Origin of the sequence: Stenotrophomonas maltophilia (assembly GCF_001676385.1) — a bacterium.
In the GTDB taxonomy this organism is placed as follows: domain Bacteria; phylum Pseudomonadota; class Gammaproteobacteria; order Xanthomonadales; family Xanthomonadaceae; genus Stenotrophomonas; species Stenotrophomonas maltophilia_J.
In genome coordinates, this window is the sequence record NZ_LYVJ01000005.1 from 53,780 (window position 1) to 70,192 (window position 16,413).

At 67.4% G+C, this 16,413-nt stretch carries 17 protein-coding genes; 8 read left to right on the top strand and 9 right to left on the bottom strand.

Translation table 11 applies throughout. The features are described from left to right. Positions 1–7: 7 nt before the first annotated feature. From A9K58_RS07575 to A9K58_RS07585, 3 genes are all read left to right on the top strand, one after another. The gene (locus A9K58_RS07575; protein ID WP_065198791.1) at positions 8–640 is read left to right on the top strand and encodes a 2-hydroxychromene-2-carboxylate isomerase; all 633 of its coding nucleotides are present in this window, start codon (positions 8–10) and stop codon (positions 638–640) included. A gap of 92 nt (positions 641–732) precedes the next feature. Next, entirely contained in the window at positions 733–1,674 is a 942-nt protein-coding gene (locus A9K58_RS07580) for a DegV family protein (protein WP_065198792.1), read from the top strand. 62 nt (positions 1,675–1,736) lie between these two features. Beyond that, positions 1,737–2,075 carry a hypothetical protein gene (locus A9K58_RS07585; protein ID WP_065199014.1) on the top strand — a complete coding sequence of 113 codons (339 nt, stop codon included), beginning with the start codon at positions 1,737–1,739 and terminating at the stop codon, positions 2,073–2,075. Between the two features lie 157 nt (positions 2,076–2,232). Here A9K58_RS07585 and A9K58_RS07590 read toward each other — a convergent pair whose 3' ends face one another. From A9K58_RS07590 to A9K58_RS07620, 7 genes are all read right to left on the bottom strand, one after another. Beyond that, complete coding sequence (locus A9K58_RS07590; RefSeq protein WP_081284003.1) at positions 2,233–3,597, bottom strand: alpha/beta hydrolase family protein; 1,365 nt, start codon at positions 3,595–3,597, stop codon at positions 2,233–2,235. Positions 3,598–3,708: 111 nt separating this feature from the next. Further along, the gene (locus tag A9K58_RS07595; protein WP_065198793.1) at positions 3,709–5,124 is read right to left on the bottom strand and encodes a GGDEF domain-containing protein; all 1,416 of its coding nucleotides are present in this window, start codon (positions 5,122–5,124) and stop codon (positions 3,709–3,711) included. A 172-nt stretch (positions 5,125–5,296) separates the two neighbouring features. Further along, complete coding sequence (gene fghA / locus A9K58_RS07600; protein ID WP_065198794.1) at positions 5,297–6,127, bottom strand: S-formylglutathione hydrolase; 831 nt, start codon at positions 6,125–6,127, stop codon at positions 5,297–5,299. 63 nt (positions 6,128–6,190) lie between these two features. Beyond that, a complete protein-coding gene (locus A9K58_RS07605; protein WP_065198795.1) occupies positions 6,191–6,547 on the bottom strand; it encodes a YqcC family protein in 357 nt (118 codons plus the stop codon). Positions 6,548–6,555: 8 nt separating this feature from the next. Then, complete coding sequence (locus A9K58_RS07610) at positions 6,556–7,665, bottom strand: S-(hydroxymethyl)glutathione dehydrogenase/class III alcohol dehydrogenase (protein WP_065198796.1); 1,110 nt, start codon at positions 7,663–7,665, stop codon at positions 6,556–6,558. A gap of 64 nt (positions 7,666–7,729) precedes the next feature. Further along, a complete protein-coding gene (locus A9K58_RS07615) occupies positions 7,730–8,005 on the bottom strand; it encodes a metal/formaldehyde-sensitive transcriptional repressor (RefSeq protein WP_065198797.1) in 276 nt (91 codons plus the stop codon). Positions 8,006–8,287: 282 nt separating this feature from the next. Next, on the bottom strand, positions 8,288–8,965 hold the full coding sequence (locus A9K58_RS07620) for an SMI1/KNR4 family protein (RefSeq protein ID WP_065198798.1): 678 nt from the start codon (positions 8,963–8,965) through the stop codon (positions 8,288–8,290). A gap of 115 nt (positions 8,966–9,080) precedes the next feature. Here A9K58_RS07620 and A9K58_RS07625 point away from each other — a divergent pair, with 115 nt between their 5' ends. Beyond that, positions 9,081–9,497, top strand: a complete 417-nt coding sequence (locus tag A9K58_RS07625) for a VOC family protein (protein WP_065198799.1) — start codon at positions 9,081–9,083, stop codon at positions 9,495–9,497. Between the two features lie 49 nt (positions 9,498–9,546). Here A9K58_RS07625 and A9K58_RS07630 read toward each other — a convergent pair whose 3' ends face one another. Next, positions 9,547–10,431, bottom strand: a complete 885-nt coding sequence (locus tag A9K58_RS07630) for a LysR family transcriptional regulator (protein ID WP_065198800.1) — start codon at positions 10,429–10,431, stop codon at positions 9,547–9,549. Between the two features lie 107 nt (positions 10,432–10,538). Between A9K58_RS07630 and A9K58_RS07635 the strand changes: the two genes are divergently transcribed. Beyond that, positions 10,539–11,597: an NAD(P)-dependent alcohol dehydrogenase gene (locus tag A9K58_RS07635; protein WP_065198801.1), complete on the top strand. Its 1,059-nt coding sequence runs from the start codon at positions 10,539–10,541 to the stop codon at positions 11,595–11,597. Between the two features lie 88 nt (positions 11,598–11,685). Here the strand turns inward: A9K58_RS07635 and A9K58_RS07640 are convergent, their stop codons facing one another. After that, positions 11,686–13,050 (bottom strand): glutamate--cysteine ligase, encoded by a 1,365-nt coding sequence (locus A9K58_RS07640; RefSeq protein ID WP_065198802.1) that lies wholly within the window; start codon positions 13,048–13,050, stop codon positions 11,686–11,688. Between the two features lie 152 nt (positions 13,051–13,202). On the opposite strand from A9K58_RS07640, the gene A9K58_RS07645 reads away from it, so the two are divergent. From A9K58_RS07645 to A9K58_RS07655, 3 genes are all read left to right on the top strand, one after another. Then, the gene (locus A9K58_RS07645; protein ID WP_065198803.1) at positions 13,203–13,907 is read left to right on the top strand and encodes a VIT1/CCC1 transporter family protein; all 705 of its coding nucleotides are present in this window, start codon (positions 13,203–13,205) and stop codon (positions 13,905–13,907) included. Next, a complete protein-coding gene (locus A9K58_RS07650) occupies positions 13,904–14,728 on the top strand; it encodes a helix-turn-helix transcriptional regulator (RefSeq protein ID WP_065198804.1) in 825 nt (274 codons plus the stop codon). Before A9K58_RS07645 ends, A9K58_RS07650 begins: the two co-directional genes overlap by 4 nt. A gap of 614 nt (positions 14,729–15,342) precedes the next feature. Further along, complete coding sequence (locus tag A9K58_RS07655) at positions 15,343–16,317, top strand: MBL fold metallo-hydrolase (RefSeq protein WP_065198805.1); 975 nt, start codon at positions 15,343–15,345, stop codon at positions 16,315–16,317. The last annotated feature ends 96 nt before the right edge of the window (positions 16,318–16,413 follow it).

The window sequence follows — 16,413 nt, forward strand, 5'->3', positions numbered from 1 at the left end:
GCCGCCGATGGCCACGCTGCGCTGGTACTTCGACTTCATTTCGCCGTACGCCTACCTGCACTGGCAGAAGCTGAAGCAGCTGCCCCGGTTTTCCGGGATCCAGCCGCTGCCGATCGCCCTGGGTGCCGTGCTGCACCATCTGGGCAACCTTGGCCCGGCCGAGATTCCGGCCAAACGCCGCTTCATCTACCGCCAGTTGCTGTGGACTGCACAGGCCGAGGGGACGCCCCTGCGCTTCCCCCCGGCCCACCCGTTCAATCCGTTGCCGGCGCTGCGCCTGTGCCTGGCTGCAGGTGCCGGGGCGCAGGCGGTGGATGTGCTGTTCAACTGGATCTGGCACGAGGGCAATGCCGGGGACAGCCCCGAGGCCCTGCAGGGCGTGGGTGCACGGCTGGGCATTGACGATGTCGCCACGGCCATCGCCGCGCCCGCGGTCAAGGAACAGCTGCGACGCAATACCGAAGCGGCAATCGGCGCCGGGGTGTTCGGCGTACCCACCCTGGCCATCGATGACGAACTGTTCTGGGGCAATGACGCGCACCCGCTGATGGCTGCGGTGCTGGCCGACCCGGGACTGCTGCTGCAGCCCGAATGGCAGCGCCTGGCGCAGCTGCCGGTGGCCGTGCAGCGCAGTCGCTGAACAGGGCATGCGCGTTTCCCTCGCGCGCGGGGTCCGGTTCTGGGATAGTTTTCACATTTCCGAATTACAACCGCCCTGGAGGGGAGCTGCGGATGCGCATCGGAATCGTCGTCGACTCTGCCTGCGACCTGCCGCAGGACTTCATTGCCGAGCACAACATCGTGCTGCTGCCGATCACTGTGCGGATCGGCGAAGCCGTGCTGGCCGATCACCGCGATGAGCAGGCCACTCTGAGCTTCCTGCACGCGCACGTGGCCGAGCACGGCGCCGAAGCGGAAACCATCCCCTTCAGCGTCAACCAGATCCGCGATCTCTTCCTGCAGCAGCTGGTGATCGATTACGACCACGTGTTCTGCATGACCCTCACCAAGACCCGCAGCCCGATCCATGACAACGCGCTGCAGGCCAGCTTCGCCATCCTCAACGACTACAAGCCGGTGCGGCAGGCGGCGGGCTACAACTCGCCGTTCGCGCTGCGCGTGATCGATACCCAGAACCTGTTCGCGGCGCAGGCAGTGACCGCCGTGGAGGCGGTACGCCTGCGTGACAGCGGTGCCAGCGTGCAGCAGATCCGCGAGCGCCTGGAAGCACTGGCCGGCAACGTGCACGGTTACATGGTGACCCGTGATCTGTACTACATGCGTGCACGCGCACGGCACAAGGGCGACCGCAGCGTCGGCCTGCTCAGCGCCGCGCTGGGCAGCGCACTGGACATCAAGCCGGTGCTGCACGGTTACCGTGGCGGGACGAGGCCGGTGGCCAGGATCAAGGGCTTCGACAATGCCGTGCAGAAGCTGTTCTCGGTAGCCGGCCAGCGCGTGCGTGCCGGCCTGATGACCCCGACCCTGTGCGTCAGCTATGGAGGCGAACTGGATGAACTGCGTGCCCTGCCCGGCTACGCCCCGCTGAAGGAAGTCTGCGCCACCCATGGCGTCGCCGTATACGAATCGGTGATGAGCCTGACCGGCATGGTCAACGTCGGCAAGGGCGCGGTCACCCTGGGCTTTGCCGATGGCGCGCATCGGTTCGAGTGAGGCGCGTACACAAGCATTCCACCGCCGCTATGCCAGCCTTGCCGCATTTCAAGGAGAACACCATGCCTGCGCAGTACCACATCAGCCTGCCCGACCCGTCCAAGGCCCGCGGCAACGATCCTGACCTGTCCTTCCATTCGCAGGGCGCGGCCGGCTTCGCCGAAGAGCTGCAGGAGGCCCTGCGCAGCGGCACGCTGTTCGAGCGCTGGAAGGCCAAGCAGCCCGACCCCGATGCAGTGGAACCGCAGTGGGGCGTGACCGATCCGGACGCCACCGTGACCGGCGAGCAGAAGGACCTGCGCATCAACCTGGTGGCCACCACCCGCATCGACAGCGACGTGTTCAAGCAGCGCCTGCGCCTGCTGGCCGGCAGCCACTGGGAACTGCGCGATGTGCGTTGAGGCCACGCTCCGGTAGATGCCAACCTCGGTTGGCGCTCTGCAGCGCTCATGTGGCTGGCACATTGGCCGGATGGAAAAGGCGCATCCCCCGCCTCGGCATGCGCGGCGAGAAGAAGCCACGCGATGCCCGACGCCGGCTCCGCTGCCTTGAACCGGCCTAGCGGCCCTCCCGCCCGGCCTGTACGGCCGGCGCTGGGACTGGCATCGCCTGCCCGTACTTCGCGTCCAGCACATCACCGTGGATGAAGTCCACCATCATCTGCAAGTAGCCGGATGGCTGCCGGGTCGAAACGCGCTCGCCTGACGCGCTGTGCTCGAACTCGTACATGCCATGGTCAGCCTCCGCAAAGACCGCTGTGGTGACCGGGCGACGCTGTGCCTGCAGCAGAGCCAGCCGCCTCAGCGTTTCCTGCGGCGGGGCATCGCGATCCTGCCCACCGAAGATCCACAGTTGCGGCACCTGCAGATGGGTCAGTACCGGCATGGGGTCGTAGTGCGCCGGTACGCCCTCCAGCAGCTTCGGCCCCTGCACACGCAGGGTCGCTTCCGGCGTCGACAGCAGGTAGCCGGTGATGTTGCCGCGCAATGCCGGATACCACGGCGCTTCCTGGTAGCGTTGCTTGACCGTGGCCAGCACGTCGAAGCCCTCCGTGAAGTCACTCTCGACGATGGCCGCCACCGCATCGGCGATCTCCATGGCCTGCGCAGTGGCTTCAGGTCCCTGCCCGGCCCGCCGCATATCGAAGGCGATGGCTTCGCGATCCTCCTCCAGCGGCGACACCGCCAGGCCGAAACTGACGACGATGAAATCGACCGGCTCGATACGGGCGGCCAGCGGCGCCACCCAGCCGCCCTGGCTGCCGGCCTGGTATCCCACCCTGCCAGCGCGCGCACCGGCCAGCCGGCGTGCCTCGCGCGTGGCCAGGATCAGATCGTTGGCCAGGGTCAGGTAATTCTGCGTATACCGGCCGCCGGAACGGCCAGTGCCCCGTTTGTCATAGGCGAATACCGCGATGCCCGCGCTGGCGAACTCGCGCTGGAGCGAATAGCTGCGCAACGCCGAATGGCTTTCGGCACCGTGCACCAGCACCACCAACGGTACCACCGCCTCGCCAGGCGGAAGGGTCAGCCGCCCCTGCAGCATGGCGCCTGCCCCAGCGAAACGGGTCTCGACCTGGAGCAGCGGCACGCGCTGCCCGTCCAGCGCATCGAAGCGGATATGGCCCTTGTTGCAGTCGGGAAAGCTCAGCGTGTGCCCGTCCGCACGACCGGTCCAGCCGCGCGTACTTGACCATGACGCCTCATCCCGCCGCTGCAGCGCACCGGTGCGGCCATCCGGGGCACGCCAGCGCAGCGCGTCGCCCTCCCCTTCCGCGACATCCAGCAGGCTGCCATCCGCCAACCGGTAGCTGCCGACCTCGCAGCGATCAGCCACTGGCGCGGCGGCGGCCAATGCCGCCGGCAGCCCGCCGCCAAACCCGCTCGCTGTGACGATCAGCAGCAGGATGCCGCACCTGTACATGCCATGCCCTCTTTCGCTCGACGCCGGTGCAGCATGGAACTACGCCGCGCCCGCTGCAGCAGCCAAGCGATGAAACGCCGCTGGGGCTGACGAAGCCGGGGACCTCCGCGCCTAGATGCAGGCCGCGCTCTCATGCACGACCACCCGGTTGCGCCCGCCACGCTTGGCGGCATAAAGCGCGGCATCGGCCTCGGCCAGCAATTGGTCCGCATTGGCCCTCGCCGGTGGATGCAGGAAGCCCACGCCGACACTGATGCTCACGCGCCCCTCCGGCAGAACCAGCGCCGCCACCGCCTGGCGCAGGCGTTCGGCCAGGGCCAGCACGCCCTCCAGGGCAGTACCCGGCACGATGACCGCGAACTCCTCGCCGCCATAACGCGCCACGCTGTCGGCCGCCCGGCCGGCAGTAGCCTGCAGCAGCGCAGCGACCGCCCGCAGGCAGCGGTCACCGGCGGGGTGGCCGTGCGCATCATTGAAGGCCTTGAAGTGATCGATGTCGACCAGCAGCAACGCCAGTCCGGTGCCATTGCGCCGGGCCCGGTTCCATTCCGCCTGCAGCACGGCGTCGAACTGCCGGCGGTTGGCCACGCCGGTCAGGCCATCCTGCCTTGCGAGCTGGTCGAGCGCTGCCTGCCGTTCCATCAGATCGGTCTGCAGCAGGACACTGCGCAGGCCGAAGCCCAGTGTCGCCACCACGAAGCCTGCGACGGCCAGCGCGCGTGCATGGTCGACCACCAGGGTACCCACCACCAGCAGCAGCAACGGCAGGATCATCGGGCCTGCGGCCTGCACCGTACGTACCAGCCGGGGATGCGGTCCTGTGCCCGTCGCCGGTGCGCGGCCCACGGCCAGCACGGCCAGCAGCAGGAACGGCAGATCGATCAGCAGATCATTGAGGGCGCCGAACGACTGTTCGGACGTGTAGTGGTTGATGTAGTACGCCACCAGCAGATAGGCCAGTGCGTACGCCGCCAGCGCGCGGAAGAAGCTGCGCCGCTCGGGTGCCTCGCCGGCCAGCCAGCGCACCACCGCAAAACCGGCGATGCACAGGTTCTGGATGTCGAACATGCGTTGCATGTTGGACATGGCGTAGCGGTCGACTTCGACGTGTTCAGCGAACGAGCGGGTGTGCACGAAGAACAGCACACCCAGCAGTGCCGCCATCACTGCGTCGATCAGGCTGATGTTCAATTGCTCACGGCGTGCGCGGGCGAGGATGAACACCAGGGGCACGCCGTACAGCACGTACAGCAGCAGGCTGGCCTGCGGGGTGAAATCCGCGCGGCCGACACCCAGCGCGTCCACCATGTTCAGGCCCATGCCACCGGCCCACAGCAGCAATGCCATCGCGGTCGCACGCCAGCCCAACGCAGCGCGGTCGCGGCGGGCCCGGTACAGGCAGGCCACAGCCGCCAGCAGCGGCGCAGCGGTCAGGAACACGAACGAGCCCAGGCCGGCCGGACCGGGCCACAGGATTACGACCACTCCATGGCACAACACATACAGCAGCGCCAGCACTACCGGCATGCTTCCCCCAATCCGCAAGGCCGTACGGCCGCACCATAGCGCGGAGCGGTACCACGAGGGTGTGACCCACACCCGAAAAGCGGTGCACAACCGCAGAGCCAGGCCCAGGCTCGGCGGTCATCCGGGCGCAGGCTCAAGGGAGAGCCCAGCGTGGGCTCCGCTCTACAGGGAGTCAGTCCTTCAGCGCGCGGGCGTGGTGGGCGATGTGCTCGCCGATGAAGCTGGCGATGAAGTAGTAGCTGTGGTCGTAGCCGGGCTGCAGGCGCAGGGTCAGTGGATGGCCGGCGGCGATGCAGGCCTGCTGCAGGCGCTGCGGCTGCAGCTGGACCTGCAGGAACTCATCGGCTTCACCCTGGTCGACCAGCAGCGGCAGGCGCTCGCCTGCCGTGGTGATCAGTTCGCAGGCATCCCACTGCGCCCAGTCGGCGGGGTTGTCCCCCAGGTAGGCGGTGAACGCTTTCTGCCCCCATGGCACCTGGCTGGGTGCAGCGATCGGCGAGAACGCAGATACGCTGCGGTAGCGCCCGGGGTTGCGCAGCGCGATCACCAGCGCACCGTGGCCGCCCATCGAGTGGCCACTGAGGGCACGTGCAGCGGTCACGGGGAAGTTCGCTTCGATCAGCGCCGGCAGCTCCTGCGCCACATAGTCATGCATGCGGTAGTGCTTCGCCCAGGGCGCGCGGGTGGCATTGAGGTAGAACCCCGCCCCCTTGCCGAGGTCGTAGCCTTCGGCATCGGCCACGTCGTCACCGCGCGGGCTGGTATCGGGCGCGACGATGATCACACCGTGTTCGGCCGCATAGCGCTGCGCGCCCGCTTTGGTGATGAAATTCTGCTCGGTGCAGGTCAGCCCGCTCAGCCAGTACAGCACCGGCAGCTTCTGGGTTGCCGCCTGCGGCGGCAGGTACACGGCGAACTGCATGGCGCAGCCCAGCGTGGTCGAATGATGCCGGTAGACGTCCTGCCATCCGCCGGAACAGGCGCGGTGTTCGATGCATTCCATGGGGCTCTCCTGCGTGGCGCTTGCGCGCACACGCGCTTTTGGTAGATGCCGGCCCTGGCCGGCCTATCCACGCTTGGCGTGGATCCCTTTGTTGATCAGTTCATCCAGCTGCGACAGCAGGCGCAGCAACGGCTCGACACCGGGCTGGCCATCGAGGTTGCGATACGCCGCCACGGCCACAGTGCTGCGCGAAGGCCATTGGCCCTCGGCACGCGCTTCGTGCAGGCGCGGCAGGAATACCTGGGCCAGCCAGTGCTCGAACGGCATCTCGTCGATGCCGAACGGCGAATCCACCGCGCGCGGTGGCCCCACCTCGCCCTCGACCCAGCCCAGCGCGCGCAGCGCCTGCTCGATCGGGTCGACCAGGGCCGCGCGCGGATCCTCCGCGTGCGGCCTGCGCAGGGCATCGAGCCAGCCCACGCCGCGGCTCAGTAGTGGATCACCGAACGGATCGACTTGCCTTCATGCATCAGGTCGAAGGCTTCATTGATCCTGTCCAGGTCCATGGTGTGGGTAACGAACGGTGCCAGTTCGATGTCGCCCTTCATCGCGTCCTCGACCATGCCCGGCAGCTGGCTGCGGCCCTTCACGCCGCCGAAGGCGGTGCCCATCCACTTGCGGCCGGTCACCAGCTGGAACGGGCGGGTGGAGATCTCCTGCCCGGCACCGGCCACGCCGATCACCACGCTCTGGCCCCAGCCGCGGTGCGCGCATTCCAGCGCCGCGCGCATCACGTTGACGTTGCCGATGCACTCGAAGCTGTGGTCCACGCCCCAGGTGGTCATTTCCACAATGACCTGCTGGATCGGCTTGTCGAAGTCCTTCGGGTTGATGCAGTCAGTGGCGCCGAATTCGCGCGCCAGCTCGAACTTGGACGGGTTGGTGTCCACCGCGATGATGCGGCCGGCCCTGGCCTGGCGCGCGCCCTGGATGACCGCCAGGCCGATGCCACCGAGGCCGAACACCGCCACGCTGTCACCTTCCTGCACCTTGGCGGTGTTGTGCACCGCGCCGATGCCGGTGGTGACACCGCAGCCGAGCAGGCAGACGTGCTCCGGGTTCGCTTCCGGATTGATCTTCGCCAGCGAGACCTCGGCCACCACGGTGTACTCGCTGAAGGTCGAGCAGCCCATGTAGTGGTACAGCGGCTCGCCGTTGTAGCTGAATCGGCTGGTGCCGTCGGGCATCACGCCCTTGCCCTGGGTGGCGCGCACCGACACGCACAGGTTGGTCTTGCCGCTCTTGCAGAACAGGCATTCACCGCACTCGGCGGTGTACAGCGGAATCACGTGGTCACCCGGCTTGACGCTGGTCACGCCCTCGCCCACCTCCACCACGATGCCGGCACCTTCATGGCCCAGCACCACCGGGAACAGGCCTTCCGGATCATCGCCGGACAAGGTGAACGCATCGGTATGGCAGACGCCGGTATGGGTGATCCTGACCAGCACTTCGCCCTTCTTTGGCGGAGCAACGTCGATCTCGACGATCTGCAGCGGCTGGCCGGGACCAAAGGCGACGGCGGCACGGGACTTCATGGTGGCTTCTCCAGGATCAGGCGGGAATGGGGTACAGCGTGATCGGCGCAACGTCGCGCCATCGTCATTTCAGGTACGAGCGGAGCAACGCGCTCATGTCGCGCACGCGTTCGGCGCGCTGTTCGTCGGATGCCGCAGGCTGGCCGAACTCCTCGCGCAGATGGGCCTCCATCACCTCGGACATCAGGCCGTTGACCGCGCCACGGATGGCGGCGATCTGCTGCAGCACCGGCCCGCAGTCGGCGCCGGCTTCCAGCGCGCGGTCCAGCGCATCGCACTGGCCGCGGATGCGGCGCACGCGGGCCAGGACCTTCTTCTTCTCTTCGGGGGAGTGCGGCATGGCGAGGCCACCCAGGAACTATACTGGGGGATAGTATACACAGCGTGCCGTGGAGCTCAATCGACGTCGCTCGATCGAACGCCCTCAGCTGCCGACCCGGCGACGTTCGCCTCTCCGTTCACCGCCGATCCGGAACAGGTCGAGCGCAGCGGCGATAGCGCGCCGGCCAGGCTTGGGCACGGCACCTGTTGCGGCGAGGAAGGCGGGCTTGATGACCCGGTCGCAGGCCGACCGCGCGATGGGCCGGAGCACGGCTGATGGCCGCGCTCCGACCGACGTGGATCAGGCCTCTTCGCGTACGTAGGCGAACGACTCGTCCAACCGCTCGAAGCCGATCACTTCAGCGACGATGTCCTGGGCGTCGTCGTCGCTGATGTCTCCTTCCTCAATGTCCTCGACGCGGGCGAACAGCCGCTGCAACGCCGCGTACTGGTCGTCGCGCAGGAACGGCTGGTGGCTCTGCAGCCAGCGCTGCAGGTTCCCGGCCAGCTCGCCGTGCGAAAGCAGCGAGTAGGGTGGCTCATATTCGGCAACCGCTTCGACCATCTTGCGGAAGAGGAAATCCTGGTAGTTGGCGGCCAGCACATCGGCACGGTCGTCGTCATGCCACACCAGCACGACTGGCGGCTCGGCGAAACCGGGCGCGTTGCTCCAGAAACAGTAGCTGTCGCCCGCGCCGGTCCGCGCGAACGGCAGCAGCTGCAGGTCGGGGCGCAGGGGATTGTAGTGGTCTTCGGCAGTCAGCTCCTGCCACGCCTCGAGCAGCTCATCGAGTTCCAGGGGTTCATAGTCCTGGGCGTACAACAGCACTGGCGGATCTGCCTGCAGCGTCGGGAACACCACCTCGGACCATTCCGGATGGGGGGCGCCCCAGCTCAACCGTCCGGCCTCATGCAGCTGCTTGAACAACGGCGGGAAAGACTGGCCGGTGGCCTGTTCGATGGCAGATAGCGTGCTCATGGATGTCCTTGTCGACAGAGGTCGCACAGCTTGCCCGAATTCCCGCAGAAGATGAACCGGCAGCTGCTGGCGGCGGGACTAGACTGCGGGCCACCGGATGCCGCCAATCACAGCCATGGACTCCACTGCCTGCAGCTTCATCGCCAATATCGACGTCCCCGACCTGCCCGCCGCCGAAGCGTTCTACGTGGCCGCGTTTGGATTGCGCGTCGGCCGCCGGCTCGGTACCGGCGCGGTGGAGCTGCTGGGTGGACCGACGCCGCTGTACCTGCTGCAGAACGTCGCCGGCAGCGCCGCCACCGACGACGGCGACGTGCGCGACTACGAGCGCCACTGGACGCCGCTGCACCTGGACTGGGTAGTGGATGACATCAAGGCCGCGCTGGTTCGTGCGGTCGCGGCCGGGGCGACGGTCGAGCAGCCCGTGCGCGATCGCCGCTGGGGGCGCATCGCCGCGCTGGCCGATCCGTTCGGGCATGGTTTCTGCCTGATCCAGTTCAGTGGCGATGGCTACGATGCACTGGTGACATGAGCGATGGCGGTTGCCGGCCGTTGGTCGGCACTGCAGCCCCCAACCGCAACTACTCCCGCAACATATCCACGAACGCACGCAACGCGCCCGGCATCTGCCGCTGCCTGGGGTAGTAAAGCGCGAAGCCGGCGAATGGCTCGCTCCAGTCTTCCAGCACCGCCACCATCTGCCCCGATTCGATGTACGGCCTTGCGGTGTCTTCCAGCACATAGGCCAGGCCGATGCCATCGAGCACCGCCCGCACGACCGTGCCCTGCTCGCCCAGGGTCAGCCGCCCGGGCACGTCGATTTCCAGCGCCTGTCCATCGCGTTCGAACTGCCACTTGTACAGGTGCCCGCTGGCGAAGCGGAAGCGGATGCACTCGTGCATGGCCAGGTCGCGCGGATGCTGCGGTGCCGGCCGCCGCCGCAGGTAGTCCGGCGAGCCGACGATCAGCCCGCGCAGCGGCGGCCCCATCGGCACCGCCACCATGTCCTCCGGCACGAACTCGTGCAGGCGTACGCCGGCGTCGTAGCCCTCGGCGACGATATCGACCAGGCCATCGTTCTCGGTCAGCTCAACGCGCACGTCGGGGTGGGCGCGCAGGAAGTGCGCCAGGCGGGGTCCCAGTTGGGTCGGTACCGCCGCACGGGTGGCATTGATGCGCAGCAGGCCGGCCGGAGCGGCGCGGAACTGGTTCATCTCTTCCAGCGCATCGTGCACCTGCCCCAACGCGGGCTGCAGGCGCTCCAGCAGGCGTTGCCCGGCTTCGGTCAGGGCCACGCTGCGCGTCGTGCGATGGAACAGGCCCACACCCAACCGTTCCTCCAGCGCGCGGATCGCATAGCTCACCGCCGAGGTGGACAGCGCGAGCTCGGCACCGGCACGGCGAAAACTGCGATGGCGGGCGACCGCGGCGAACGCGGCCAGGTGCGAGAGGTTGTCAGTGGCCATGATTATGCAGTCCGACTTGATGAATCATGCCGATATCCACGCTTCTTGCTGCTGGGTACGGGGCGTATTGTAAAACGCCTTTCCATAAACCCCGCCAAGGATTACCCATGTCCCTTGCCCATGGCTATGCGGTCCGCAGCAACACCGCCCCGCTTGAGCCTTTCACCTTCGAACGCCGCGCCGTCGGCGCCAGCGACATCCGCATCGAGGTGCTGTACAGCGGCATCTGCCATTCCGATCTGCACCAGGCCCGCGACGACTGGGGTGGTGCCGCATACCCGATGGTGCCCGGCCACGAGATCATCGGCCGGGTGGTCGAAGTCGGGCCGGACGTCACCACCCTGAAGGTCGGCGATTTCGCCGGCGTCGGCTGCATGGTCGATTCCTGCCGCCACTGCGATGCCTGCGACCACGACCTGGAGCAGTACTGCGAAAAGGGCCCGACCTACACCTACAACAGCCACGACCGGAACACCGGCGAGCTGACCATGGGCGGCTACTCCGACCACATCGTGGTGGAACAGCGTTTCGTGGTGAAAGTATCCGCGAAGCTGGACCTGAAAGCGGCAGCGCCGCTGCTGTGCGCCGGCATCACCACCTACTCGCCGCTGCGCCACTGGAAGGTCGGCCCCGGCCAGAAGGTAGGCGTCATCGGCCTGGGCGGCCTGGGCCACATGGGCGTGAAGTTCGCCAAGGCGATGGGCGCCACCGTCGTGATGATCACCACCACTCCAGAAAAAGGTGCCGATGCCAAGCGCCTGGGCGCGGACGAGGTGCTGGTCTCGCGCGATGCCGCACAGATGAAGGCCCACGCCAACAGCTTCGACTTCCTGCTCAACACGGTGCCGGTCAGCCATGACACCAACCCGTACATGAGCCTGCTCAAGCGCGACGCCACCATGTGCCTGGTCGGCGTCATCACCGAACTGGACCCGCCGCTGAGGGGCGGTGCGGTGATCTTCGGGCGCAAGCACGTTACCGGTTCGGCGATCGGCGGCATGGCCGAAACCCAGGAAATGATGGACTTCTGCGCCGAGCACAACATCGTCAGCGACGTTGAGGTGATCGACATCAAGGACGTCAACCAGGCGTGGGAACGCATGGCGAGAAACGATGTGCGCTACCGCTTCGTGATCGACATGGCAACGCTGAAGAACGCGGCTTGATCCAAGGCAGATGTAAGAAAGAAAAACCCCGGCAATGCCGGGGTTTTTTCATGGCATGCCGACCAAGGTCGGCACCCACCCAACATCATCAATAAGCGAACTCGCGGAATACCGGGTCGACATCGCCATGCCAGCGGCCGTGGAACAGCGCCAGCTTGCGTTCGGCCGGGGTGAGGCCGGATTCGACGATCTCCTGCAGCACGTCCAGGAACTTGCTCTCGTCTTGGCCGTCGGCATTGCGTGCGGCGCGGCGCTTGAGGCCTTCCACCGAGATCTTCAGGGCTTCACGTGCCAGGTCACGTACCGTGCCATTGCGGAACGGCAGGTTCATCGCATGCTTCGGCACGCCATCGCGCAGCGCATGGCGCTCGGCCAGGGTGAAGTCACGCACCAGGTCCCAGGCAGCATCCAGCGCAGCGTCGTCATACAGCAGGCCGACCCAGAACGCCGGCAAGGCACACAGGCGGCTCCACGGACCGCCGTCGGCGCCGCGCATTTCCAGGTATTTCTTCAGGCGCACTTCCGGGAACGCGGTGGTCATGTGGTCCGACCAGTCGCGCAGGGTCGGAAGCGCGCCCGGCAGGACCGGCAGCCTGCCCTGCATGAAATCGCGGAAGCTCTGCCCGCTGGCGTCGTGGTAGATGCCATCGCGGTAGGAGAAGTACATCGGCACGTCGAGCAGGTAATCGACATAGCGTTCGTATCCGAAGCCATCTTCGAACACGAAGTCGAGCATGCCGGTGCGGTCGGCGTCGGTGTCGGTCCAGATGTGCGAACGGTAACTCAGGTAGCCGTTCGGCTTGCCTTCGGTGAACGGCGAATCGGCGAACAACGCGGTGGCGATCGGCTGCAGTGCCAGCGATACGCGGAACTTCTTCACCATGTCCGCTTCGGTGGCGTAGTCCAGGTTCACCTGCACCGTGCAGGTGCGGGTCATCATGTCCAGGCCCAGCGAGCCGACCTTGGGCATGTACGCGCGCATGATCCTGTAGCGGCCCTTCGGCATCCATGGCATTTCGTCGCGCTTCCACTTCGGCTGGAAGCCCATGCCGAGGAAGCCCAGCTGCAGTTCGCCGGCCACCTGTGCCACTTCGTTGAGGTGGGTGCCGGTCTCCACGCAGGTCTGGTGGATGGTTTCCAGCGCCGCGCCGGACAGTTCCAGCTGGCCGGCCGGTTCCAGCGTCACCGAGGCGCCATCGCGCAGCAGGGCGATGGTGTTGCCATTCTCCTGCACCGGTTCCCAGCCGAAGCGGACCAGGCCGTTGAGCAGCGCTTCGATGCCGCGCTCTCCCTCAAAGGTCGGCGGCCGCAGGTCATCCAGGCGGAACCCGAACTTCTCGTGCTCGGTGCCGATGCGCCACTGCGCGCGGGGCTTCTCGCCGGAGGCGATCACCTCCACCAGCTGCGAGCGGTCGGTAATGGGGGTATCGGCGACGTGGCTGGGGCTCGACAAGGGGAAGACTCGCTGGGCTGTGGCGGGGGATGTGGGGCTGGCGGCCTCCCATCGCAAGGGCGCACTATAGCGTGGCACTCCGTCGCGTCATGCAACGATGACAGGTTTCAGCATCCTATCGGCACCCACTTGACCCTCGTACACTCCGAGGCATGAGCCGCCATTCACGACATACCGAACTGCACCGCTCCGAACGCGTCGGCTGGCTGCGCGCTGCCGTACTGGGGGCAAATGACGGCATCGTCTCCGTGGCCGGCCTGGTGGTCGGCGTAGCCGCCAGCGGCGCGTCGGCCAGCACCATCCTGGCCACCGGCGTGGCCGGCACCGTAGCCGGCGCGATGTCAATGGCCGCTGGCGAGTACGTCTCGGTACAGACCCAGGCCGACACCGAAGACGCCGACCTGGCGATGGAAAAGCGCGAACTGCGGGACAATCCGCACAGTGAACTGGAAGAACTTGCCGCGATCTATCGCCACCGGGGCCTGGACCCGGCGCTGGCGCGCCAGGTCGCCGAGCAGCTGACCGCCCACGACGCGCTGGGCGCCCATGCCCGCGACGAGCTGGGCATCACCGACACGCTGCGCGCGCGCCCCCTGCAGGCGGCGCTGGCGTCGGCCGGTGCCTTCACCTGTGGCGCTGCGTTGCCGGTGCTGATCGCGCTGCTGGCGCCGGTGGACAGGGTTGCGTTGATGACCACTACCAGCACCCTGCTCGGCCTGTGCCTGACCGGCGCGATGGCGGCCCAGGCCGGCGGCGCGTCCCCACTGCGCGGTGCAGTCCGGGTCGTATTCTGGGGCGCCTTGGCCATGGCCGCTGCCGCCGGCGTTGGCCGCCTGCTTGGCATCCACGTCGCATGACCGGCATGTTGCCCCCGGCCACCGCCCTGCTGGCCGAACTGGCCAGCCTGGCCGGCTGCGAACGCGCCGAAGGCTACGCCTGCATCAGCGCCCGCCGTGAGCATGGCGCCAGCTCGGTGGAGGTTCCGCAACCACAGTTCGCGATCCTGCTGGAGGGCCGCAAGCAGGTGCGTACAGCGCACCAGGCACTGGCGTTCGTCCCCGGTGACATCCTGCTGCTGACCCAGCGCTGTCGCATCGACGTAGTCAACACCCCTGATCCACGCAGCGGCCGCTACCTCAGTGTCATCGTGCCGCTCTGCGCCGAAGTGCTTTCGGCGGCGCGCACGCTTTGGAACGAGGAGCTTCCCGCGCCTGGCCAGGCGATGGCGCGGCTACCGTTGACCGAACACGGCGCGGTACTGCGCCAGTGGCGGCAATCGCTGCAGGACGGCCGATACAGCGACGCACGCCTGGCCCTGGCCACGCTGGTACTGGCCCTGTGCCGGCAGGGCCATGGCAACCTGCTGCTGCCGCAGGCGCCCAGTCTGGGCGAGCAGATCCGCGACCGCATCGCCGCCGACCCGGCACGCGACTGGCAATCCCGCGATGTGGAAGAACTGTTCGCGCTGAGCGGCGCGACCCTGCGCCGCCGGCTTGCCGCCGAAGTCACCAGCCTGCGCCAGCTGCTCACCGAGGCGCGGCTGGCGCATGGCATGCAGCTGCTCTACACCACCGACCTGCCGCTGAAGACCGTCGCCGCACGCGCGGGCTACCGGTCTGCGGCCAGTTTCAGCAAGCGCTTCGCCGAGCAGTACGGCCTGGCTCCCACAGACATTTGAGGGGGTTCGGCAGGGCTTGCAGCCCTGCACCTGCAGAGGCAACGGCAACAGCGAAAGCAACAGCAACAGCGGGCTATCCGTGGGATGGCGGGGCGGTGTGGGTGGGCAGGACACGCCGTAAACCCATCCATGGCGCCAACGGTCCTGCCCACCCACACCGCCCCGCCTCTGACAGATCTTCGCGGCTGTTGGTAGGTGTCGACCTTGGTCGACACATCTGTCAGATATCGAAATCGATCTGGGGTCAGATCCGTTTTCCTCCGGAAAACGGATCTGACCCAAAGAGAATTTCCAACAGATCGCGGAAAACTGTCGAAGGCGGGGTGGGTCCGGTTGCGGGAGTGTCCGCGGCATGGATGCCGCGGCCAAGCCCCCAGGGATGGGTTTACGGCGTCTCCCCCAACCGGACCCACCCCGCCATCCCACGGATAGCCCGCTGTTGCTGTTGCTGTTGCTGTTGCTTCGGCCGTTGCCCTGGCTCGTAGCGGGTGCAGGGCGCAGCCCTGCAGACAACACCCCCCTGAGCATTCCGCGCAGTGGATTGAGCGCCACGCACACGCTGGCCACGGCACGCTGGCGGCAACGGAACTGCCCGTCATCTACCGAGAACCGCCATGACCTCCCATTACCTGCCGCTGCGCGGCGCCCTGTTGCTGGCCCTGTCCTCCCTGCCGCTGGCCGCGCTGGCCGAGGCCACTTCGCAGGCCCCCACCCAGCAGGTGCCGGGCGTCTACCACCAGCGCGTCGGTGCACTGCAGGTCACCGCCCTGTTCGACGGCGTGGTCGCGCTCGGCCGGCAGGAGGTGGTGGACGTGCCGCCAACGCTGGTCAGCCGGCTGCTGGAAGGCCGCTACGTGCCGGAGGACAAGAAGGGCCTGCAGACCGCGATCAATGCCTTCCTGATCCGCCAGGGCACCCACCTCACCCTGGTTGATACCGGCACCGCGCAGTGCTTCGGACCCGGCCTGGGCCAGGTGCTGGGCAACCTCCGCGCATCCGGCGTGGACCCGGCCGAGGTGGACGAGGTGCTGCTGACCCATGCCCATCCGGACCACCTGTGCGGGGTGCTCGACGCACAGGGCAAGCCGGCCTACCCGAATGCAACGGTGTGGCTGTCCAGGGCCGATGCCGACTATTGGCTCGATCCGGCCAGCGAGGCCACCGCGCCGAAGGGCGTGCGCTTCGCCTTCCCGCTGGCGCGCAATGCGGTTGCGCCGTACCAGGCCAGCGGCCGCCTGCGCACCTTCAGCCCCGGCGATGCCCTGCCCGGCGGCGCAGTAGCGATGGATACCCATGGCCATACCCCCGGCCATGTCTCCTACCGGTTTGACAGCCAGGGCCAGGCCCTGCTGGTGTGGGGCGATGTGCTGCACTTCCATGCAGTGCAGTTCGCGCATCCTGAAGCGGCGTTCGAGGCGGATTCGGACCGCAAGGCAGCCGTGGCCAGCCGTCGCAGCCTGCTGCAGCAGGCCACCGCCCAGGGTTGGTGGGTGGCCGGTGCCCACCTGCCGTTCCCCGGCCTGGGCCACGTACGCAGTGAAGGCCAGGCCTATGCGTGGGTCCCGGCGGAGTATTCGCCGTTGAACTGACCCGTGTAGAGCCGAGCCCATGCTCGGCTACCGCGCTCAGCGTGCCGGGATTCCACAGCCGAGCGTAGGCTCGGCTCTACAGGAAGGCAGGGGAAG